At 59.5% G+C, this 7,526-nt stretch carries 12 protein-coding genes; 10 read left to right on the forward strand and 2 right to left on the reverse strand.

What is annotated here, in order from left to right; genetic code table 11:
- Window positions 1–138 precede the first annotated feature (138 nt).
- On the reverse strand, window positions 139–684 hold the full coding sequence (locus tag FVQ81_17720; protein ID MBW7998370.1) for a carboxymuconolactone decarboxylase family protein: 546 nt from the start codon (window positions 682–684) through the stop codon (window positions 139–141).
- A 381-nt stretch (window positions 685–1,065) separates the two neighbouring features.
- Window positions 1,066–1,815, reverse strand: coding sequence for a peptidase S24 (locus tag FVQ81_17725; GenBank protein MBW7998371.1), 750 nt, complete (start codon window positions 1,813–1,815; stop codon window positions 1,066–1,068).
- Between the two features lie 116 nt (window positions 1,816–1,931).
- Here FVQ81_17725 and FVQ81_17730 point away from each other — a divergent pair, with 116 nt between their 5' ends.
- From FVQ81_17730 to FVQ81_17775, 10 genes are all read left to right on the forward strand, one after another.
- A complete protein-coding gene (locus tag FVQ81_17730) occupies window positions 1,932–2,249 on the forward strand; it encodes a transcriptional regulator (protein ID MBW7998372.1) in 318 nt (105 codons plus the stop codon).
- 243 nt (window positions 2,250–2,492) lie between these two features.
- A complete protein-coding gene (locus tag FVQ81_17735) occupies window positions 2,493–2,765 on the forward strand; it encodes a hypothetical protein (GenBank protein MBW7998373.1) in 273 nt (90 codons plus the stop codon).
- Window positions 2,762–4,801 (forward strand): DDE-type integrase/transposase/recombinase, encoded by a 2,040-nt coding sequence (locus FVQ81_17740; GenBank protein ID MBW7998374.1) that lies wholly within the window; start codon window positions 2,762–2,764, stop codon window positions 4,799–4,801. The genes FVQ81_17735 and FVQ81_17740 overlap by 4 nt, the downstream gene beginning before the upstream one ends.
- A gap of 71 nt (window positions 4,802–4,872) precedes the next feature.
- Window positions 4,873–5,622 (forward strand): AAA family ATPase, encoded by a 750-nt coding sequence (locus FVQ81_17745; GenBank protein MBW7998375.1) that lies wholly within the window; start codon window positions 4,873–4,875, stop codon window positions 5,620–5,622.
- Window positions 5,619–6,227, forward strand: coding sequence for a hypothetical protein (locus FVQ81_17750; GenBank protein MBW7998376.1), 609 nt, complete (start codon window positions 5,619–5,621; stop codon window positions 6,225–6,227). Before FVQ81_17745 ends, FVQ81_17750 begins: the two co-directional genes overlap by 4 nt.
- Complete coding sequence (locus tag FVQ81_17755; protein ID MBW7998377.1) at window positions 6,218–6,541, forward strand: helix-turn-helix transcriptional regulator; 324 nt, start codon at window positions 6,218–6,220, stop codon at window positions 6,539–6,541. The genes FVQ81_17750 and FVQ81_17755 overlap by 10 nt, the downstream gene beginning before the upstream one ends.
- Window positions 6,538–6,723, forward strand: coding sequence for a hypothetical protein (locus FVQ81_17760; protein ID MBW7998378.1), 186 nt, complete (start codon window positions 6,538–6,540; stop codon window positions 6,721–6,723). Before FVQ81_17755 ends, FVQ81_17760 begins: the two co-directional genes overlap by 4 nt.
- Window positions 6,720–6,977: a hypothetical protein gene (locus FVQ81_17765; protein ID MBW7998379.1), complete on the forward strand. Its 258-nt coding sequence runs from the start codon at window positions 6,720–6,722 to the stop codon at window positions 6,975–6,977. Before FVQ81_17760 ends, FVQ81_17765 begins: the two co-directional genes overlap by 4 nt.
- Window positions 6,974–7,324: a helix-turn-helix domain-containing protein gene (locus FVQ81_17770; protein MBW7998380.1), complete on the forward strand. Its 351-nt coding sequence runs from the start codon at window positions 6,974–6,976 to the stop codon at window positions 7,322–7,324. Before FVQ81_17765 ends, FVQ81_17770 begins: the two co-directional genes overlap by 4 nt.
- Window positions 7,321–7,512 (forward strand): hypothetical protein, encoded by a 192-nt coding sequence (locus tag FVQ81_17775; GenBank protein MBW7998381.1) that lies wholly within the window; start codon window positions 7,321–7,323, stop codon window positions 7,510–7,512. Before FVQ81_17770 ends, FVQ81_17775 begins: the two co-directional genes overlap by 4 nt.
- Window positions 7,513–7,526 lie beyond the last annotated feature (14 nt).

The raw sequence follows: 7,526 nt of genomic DNA on the forward strand, positions 1-7,526 counted from the left end.
ATATGAATCGGGATTGCCTGCTACGGTCTATTATTCCCGGGCCGGACAGGCGTGCCCGTCCCTCGATAATCCCCCTGCCGGACAAGCTTGTCCGGCAGGGCATAGCAGCCCCCGGGCCGGACAGGCGTGTCCGTCCCTTTAGTTTCCGATGGGGACGAACGGTTCTTCTTCCAGTTCCACCTGGAGCGCCTCCAGCACCCGGCAGATCATCTCGTAGTATCCGATGATGATGGTGAGTTCGGTGACCTGCTCATCGTCAAGGTGCTTGCGCAGTTCGGCGAATGCAGCGTCGCTGGCGCGGTAGCTTCGGGAAACCTCATCCGTGTATTGTAATACCGCACGTTCGGCGGCGTCGTATGCATTGGCGCTGCGCCAAAAGGGGAGCACGTCCACCTGAGCGCGGGATAAACCGGCTTCCAACCCGATCACGATGTGTTTGGTGAACTCGTAGGGCGCCTGGGCAATCTGCCCCACCAACAGAATCGCCAATTCCCGCAATTTGGGAGGCAGCTTTCCATGCAGCAGGATGCGGTTTCTCCGGATCACCAAGTCTCCGATGCCCGAGGCATGGGCCAGTGTTTTGTAAAGATTCAGGATCTGGACATTTTTTTGTTTCATCTTCCCCAAAATTTCGCCCATTTTTCCAGTGGCGTCTTCCGGTTCCAGATAGGGCACGCGGGCCATGGCAGGGTCTCCCGAAAGGATTTCGACGATAAAGTGTGAATTTACCTGTGGTTTGGCACACGGGGGAGAGGGCAATTATCCGGGAAGAAGCGGGATATACCGGGGTTTGGTGGGACCGGGCCGGAATTTTCACATTTGGCACGGAACGACGCAAAAGGACGAAATAACGCTACCATTTGGCACTAAAAAACTATCCCGAATCGGGTGGAAAACCGCATGGAACGGCGCTTTACACGGTAATTGAAAGGTGCGAGTAATTGCCCGAAGTTGAACCTTTGGCCAAAGTTATAAAAAACGAAAAAGGTGAAAAATAACAACCATTAAAGATAAGTTAAAAAATAATAACTTGAACGCAAGTTGAAAGGGAAAAAATTGGAATTATCAAACCCATTTCCCGTACCACACCACGCGCCCCAGAATTGAAAAATCATCAGGTAGATCGGTAGCCACTACGGAAAACAACCGGTAGGCCTGGTTATCGGAAACAACCTCGATTGTACCACCCGGAAGGCGTTGTAAGCGCTTGACCATCAAAGAATCTCCCAGCCGAACCACATAAATCCCGTCTCCTCCCATTATCTCCGTATCCGACCGGTCAACCATGATTTGATCGCCCGGAGACAAAGTTGGGTACATCGAATCTCCCTCGACGGCGATCATGGCCAGGCTGCCCACCCTGGCTCGCAACTCCCCTTTTAGGTAATCCAGTCTGAACGGAAATTCCCCCACCTGCGCCTCATCCCAAGCGATTGCACCATCCCCCGCGCTCGCACTTACGTCGAACGCGGGGATCATAGCATACTTCGATCCTTCAGCAAGTAATTGATTTTCCTTAGTATCGCCGGTGTCGTCTTTGCGTATCCCCCCTTCCCCCGTGGCAAGCCATTCAAGACTCACCCCTGAAACTTTTGCCATTGAAATCAATGCCTGCCTAGAGGGATCGGACTTCCCTGCCAGGTACTGACGGACGACTGTATCCGATAAACTTGAACTGCGCGCGAAAGCTCGAATACTGCCGCCACCTATCGCCACTTCAAGCCGCTCTCCAAAACGTCCGATTCCACCTTTCTGAATCGGATGATTGACGTCTTTAAATCGGACGGCATCCGCATCACTACATTTCTTTGGCATATCAAATATTTAAGCTTGAATGCGGCTTTTTTTTGGAAAGTGAGAATCGGATGCAATAAATATGTTGCAATGCAATTAATAACGCGCTATGTCTATTCCCATAACAAGGGATTGACATGACGCAAAACCAAACGGCGCAAACAGAAACAGACTGGCACCCGGCCGATATCAAGGCCGCCCTGGCGAAACGCGGCTGGAGCTATGCCCGGATTTCCAGAGAATTCGGCCACAAGGATTTGAGCACGGCCTACGGGGTGCTGAAAAAGCCCTACCCGCGAATTGAGCGGTTCATCGCCGAAATTATCGGCATACCGCCCCACCGCATTTGGCCCACAAGATACTTCAAGGACGGTTCGCCCAAGGGCCTGGGTATCCGGGGCGAGTATAGCAAATCCCCACATTTGGGGAATGGAAAATCGCGGGGGGCTGCCTAGACATGAAAACCAACCGGGGCAGGGACGCAACGGGTATTACCGGCGGTCGGCATGATGTCTACTCCGCTGGTGAATCCACCATCGGCGTCCATGAAATCACAACTCACATTCGATTTCGAGGTGCCCCGGCCACCCGAGAATGGGCCGGGTACCTTGCGTTATGCTCCGGAAGTCCGGCACGCCCTTTCCCTCGCAATCAAAAGTTCATCCCGCACACGGGAGCAAATAGCGGCGGAAATGTCGTTGCTAACTGGATCGGAGATCACGGGGCACATGCTCAACGCCTGGACTGCGGAGAGCCGGGAGGCCTGGCGTTTTCCGTTGGAGTACGCGGCGGCGTTCGAGGCGGCCTGCCAGACCCATACTTTGACCGAACTGCTGGCCGCGAAGCGGGGCTGCAAGGTGCTGATGGGAGAAGCGGTGTTGGAGGCCGAGTGGGGCCGTCTTGAGGCTCTCGAATCTGAAATCAAGGCCCGGAAACGGGAACTGAAAAAACGAATCGGGGGCAACCGATGAAGGAATGGTTCACAGCACAGGAGATCGCAGGCATGAACGGAATGCCAGGGACAGATCGTAATATTCGACACAAGGCGCATGTTGAGAATTGGAAATTCCGCAAGCGGGCCTTTGGCAAGGGCCGGGAATACCACATCAAATCCATGCCGGAAGCCACGCGCAAGGCCATCATTTCACGCAAGCTCGATCAAATGGAACTCCCCGGGGTCATCGAGGCTCCGCTCCCTCCCCCCACAGTGATTCAGAAACAGGCCGCCGTGCTCAAGGATTGGCAGAAGGAGCGCATGGATGCGCGGGCGGCCCTTCTCCACCAGGTGGAAGACCTGGCCTTAATGCTGGGGATCGAGAAGGCCATCAAGGAAGTGGTAAGCCGCGCCAGGGAAGGCGCCCTTCCCGATCACCTGCAGCGCCTAGTTCCGATTGCGAATGCCAAAGGCGGCGGGAACGGCAAGCGCACCCTATCTTCCCGCACCATCAAGCGCTGGCGGGCCGCCATGAAGGAGGGAGTATCGGCCCTGGCCCCCAAGCCCACCGAACGGGCGGCCTTTCCGCCCTGGGGTATGGCCCTGCTCAAGGTGTACCGGCAACCGCAAAATCCGTCCTTGAAGGCCTCCCTGAAAGTGCTGTCAAAAGCGGGTTCGCTTCCCGAGGGCGTCAAGGCTCCCACCTATACCCAGGCGCGGAGTTTCCTGGCCCGGCTGGGGGAGGTCTACCAGCGGCGGGGGCGGATGGGGCCACGCGAGTTGCAGTCGATCCAGCCTTTTGTGCGGCGCGATACCTCGGAAATGTCCCCCGGCGATTGCTATTCTGCGGACGGGCACACCTTCGATGCCGAAGTCGCCCACCCGATCCACGGCAAGCCCTTCCGCCCGGAGATCACCCTCGTTATCGACGTCGCCACGCGCAAGGCGGTGGGGTGGAGTTGCACCCTGGCGGAAAGCGCCCTGGCCACCCTGGACGCCCTGCGTCACGCCTCCGTGCGCGAGGGCATTCCGTCCATTTTCTACGTGGATCGCGGCCCCGGCTACAATAACGATCTTCTCAAGCATCAGGCCTGCGGGTTGCTGGCCCGGATGGGCACCACGATTACCCATTCCATTCCATACAACTCCCAGGCGCGGGGGCTGGCCGAGCGGGGGCATCAAACGATTTGGGTGCGGGCCGCCAAGAAGCTCCCCACCTACATGGGCGAAAAGATGGACCCGGAGGCGAAGCAGATAGCCTTCAAGCGCACCCGCGCCACCGGCGAATGGTTATTGCCCTGGGAAGCGTTCTGCAAGCTGATCGACCGCGAAGTGTGGGAGTACAACCACAATCACTACCATTCCGGCCTTGCCAAGATCACCGATCCGGAGACCGGCAAGCGCCGCTATCAATCCCCGCAGGAGGCCTGGGACGGCCACGTTGACCAGGGATGGTCGCCTGCGTTCCCCGAAGACCCCGATTCCCTTTTCCGCCCGCAGGAGCAGCGCAAAATCCAGCGCGGCGAAGTGCGGTTGTTCGGGGGCATCTATTTCTCGAAGGAACTCGCCGAATATCACGGGTGCGACGCCCTGGTGGGGTACGACGTGTGGGACCCGGCCCGGGTGTGGGTGCACGACCTGGAGGGCGCGTTGATTTGCACCGCCGAGGCCGGGGCCAACAAGGCCGGGTACTTCCCCAAATCCATGATCGAACAAGCCCGGGAGACCCGCGCCAAAACGCGCCGACGCCGCCTGGAAACCAAGCTGGCGGAAGTGGAAGCGGAAGGGGGCGGCCCGGCCGAGACCGAACCCACGCCGGTCAGCCCGGCCGAGCGGGAAGCCGCCGCCGTGAAGCTGGCCGAGTTGGAGGCCCCGAGCTCCCCCGCGCCGGTCAATGAGTCCGCGAATGGCCGCCCCGTCTTTTTCACGGATGCGGACAAGTTCCGGTGGTTGCGGGCCAACAAGGCCGAAGTGACAGGAGCCGACCGGGAATGGGCCGACGATTACAAGGGAAGCGATGAGTACCGGCTGCTGTTCGGGCCGGATGACGGCGGCATGGAGGCCGCGATGTAGGCAAACAAAAAACCGCCAAGCGCTGGGGCGCCGGGCGGCTTTTCACAACCTTGATTTGGAGGTCGAACACAATGCGTACCACGGTCTTTACAAAAACGTCAAACGTCGAACGGTTCCTGGCCGGAATCACCGAAGTGGAAAAGCGGGGGGCGGCGGAAGCCTGCCTGATGCTCGTTGAAGGGAAGCCCGGCCTGGGCAAGACGATGGTGGCCCGCTGGTGGGCCGTGCAACAAGGCGCGGTCTACCTTCGCGCCAAGACGACCTGGACCCCCAACCGGGCCTTGGCGAATCTCATCACCGAATTGGGAGGGAGCGCCTCGGGGTACCGCTCCGATTTATTCAATGACGCCCTCACCCTGATGGCCCGGGATGAGACGCCCCCAGCCGTGGTGTTGGATGAAGTGGAGCACACCCTCCATGACTCGAAGGTGCTGGAGACCTTCCGGGACCTTTCCGACCTGCTTGAATTTCCCCTTGTTTTGATCGGTATGGAGGGCATCGGCCGCCGCCTGGACCGGCACGAACAAATCTCATCGCGCATTGCCCGCCGGGTGAAGTTTGAGCCCGCCACTCTGGAGGACACCGCCCTGTGCGTGAAGGAGAAGGCCGAAGTCGCGATGGCGGAAGACCTGGTGGCCGAACTGCACCGTCTCTCGAAAGGGAAGATTCGCAGCGTCCTCAACGGAATCGCCCTGGTGGAAAACATTGCCCGGCGCAACGGCTGGAAGGAAGTCAAACTGGCCGACCTGCGGGGCCTTGAACTCATCCACGACTGGCGGGCTATGCGCCCTGGCCTGGTCAATAGAAACGGGAAGAAATGATCCCCCTGGCCGAAAAACTTTTGTATAAACTCCGCCTCGATAGCGAAAAGAGCGTCTCCCTGGAAGACGCGGCCCGGTTTGTCGAGCGGTCCAAATCCCGAGTCTGCCAGTCCCTGTCGGTGCTTGTGCGGCGGGGCCTGGCAGAGAAACCGGACAGGGGCCACTACCGGATCACCAAAGCAGGGATTGAGTGCTTCAAGTCCGGGGGCCGGGTGCGCTCGGGCCTCCATGACGGATCGCAGGGGCGCCCTCGGCGGGGAAGTCTGCGGGAGCGGGTCTGGAAAGCGGCGCGGATGGCCCGCAAGTTTTCCGTGGGGGACTTGGTTGAAATCGCGGCGAAGGAAGGGGAAAAGAGCGCCGCGCGCGGGGCGCACCGCTACCTGCTGGCCCTCGAGCGGGCCGGATACCTGAAGCGCCTTAAGAACGAGCCGCAGTCGGCATCGAACTGGAGGCCGGTGCCCCGCTGGGCGCTCATCCGCGACACCGGCCCGCTCCACCCGCTGCTTCTGAAGGACAGCAAAACGGTGCACGACCGCAACGTCCAGGGCGGGACGGGCAAGCCCGCCCGGCCCGCTATCAAGGGGGAGGACTTCCCATGTGGCTAGAACTGTTGAAGCGCGCGGTGGCGGATACAAGCCAAGCCAGGGCCGCCGCCCGGATCGGGTACTCCCCGGCCACCGTCAATCTGATCTTGCACGGGAAGTACAAGGGGAGCCTGGAGAACGTCGCGGCGAAGGTGCTGGCGGCCCTGGGCTCGGTTGAGTGCCCGTGGCTGGGGTCGGTAATCGGCGCGGAGTTGTGCTTCTTATACCGCACTCGGAAAGTCCCGGCGAACGACCCGGCCGAAGTCAAATTCTGGCGGCATTGCCAGCGTTGCGAAGCCTGGCAGCCGCCCAATGGGAAGGGAGAAAAGCCATGAACAAAGCCATGAACAAAGCCATGAAGCTTGATTCCGAAAGCGGAACGATCCTTGAGATGGGCCTTGTCGCCTGGGGCGGTGGCGCCTTCCGGCGATTCTGGTACCGCCACCGGTTGAAAACCCAAATCCGCTACCTGACCGAACAGGCGGTGGGCTGGATAAAGCGGGGGGTGCGGTGGTGAACGAGACACCAATTCAGCATACCATCCCGGCCTGCGATGTGACGTCCGCCAATTTCCTGGCGTTGCCAAAGTCTGGCGCCTGGATGGCTACACGGTTCGCGTTAACCCAAATCTCCCGCTGGGGAGTCGCCCGTATTCCGAACGTCAAAGAGAACTCCCGGGTTTACGACCTGGCGCCGTTGACTCCGGAGGAAATTCGGCGGCTGCTGGCGCTGCTGGATGGGGAAGGGATCGCGTACGAGGTGATCGGATGAGCGAAGAATCCCTGACCGAAACGCTGCGGCGGATGCTGGCGTTCCGCCATCGGGGAAAAGCCTCCGGAATCAAGGCGGAGTTCCTTGCGGCCCGGTTGGGCATCACTCCCCGCACCCTCCGCAGGGCGGTGGAAACCTTGAGAGGGGAGGGCGTCCCCATCGGAGGCCGCCCCGCTACCGGATATTTTTTCGCGCAAACGGCGGAGGAACGGGACGACACCTGCCGATTTCTATATGGCCGGGCCATGAGCAGCCTCAAGAAAGTGTCGCGCATGAAGCGGATTCCCCTGGCGAAAGCCGGGCAGGAATTGCAGGAGCAAATCCAAATGGACTTGGAGGGCCAATGAAACTGATCGGGAAAGGCATCTACAAGGTGGGCAAGGAAATTCACTTCGATATCCCGGAAATCCTGAAGGCGTTCGGGTATGAGGACACGCCCAAAAATCGGGACATTTGCACGGAATTGGCCGGGAAAGCCGCGAAACAGGTTTTCCCGAACGTCCCGCAATCCGTTGTGAAAGAGGAAGGCCAATGAGCGGCACCGATAGA

This window comes from Candidatus Glassbacteria bacterium (genome assembly GCA_019456185.1).
Lineage (GTDB): Bacteria > Gemmatimonadota > Glassbacteria > GWA2-58-10 > GWA2-58-10 > JAJRTS01.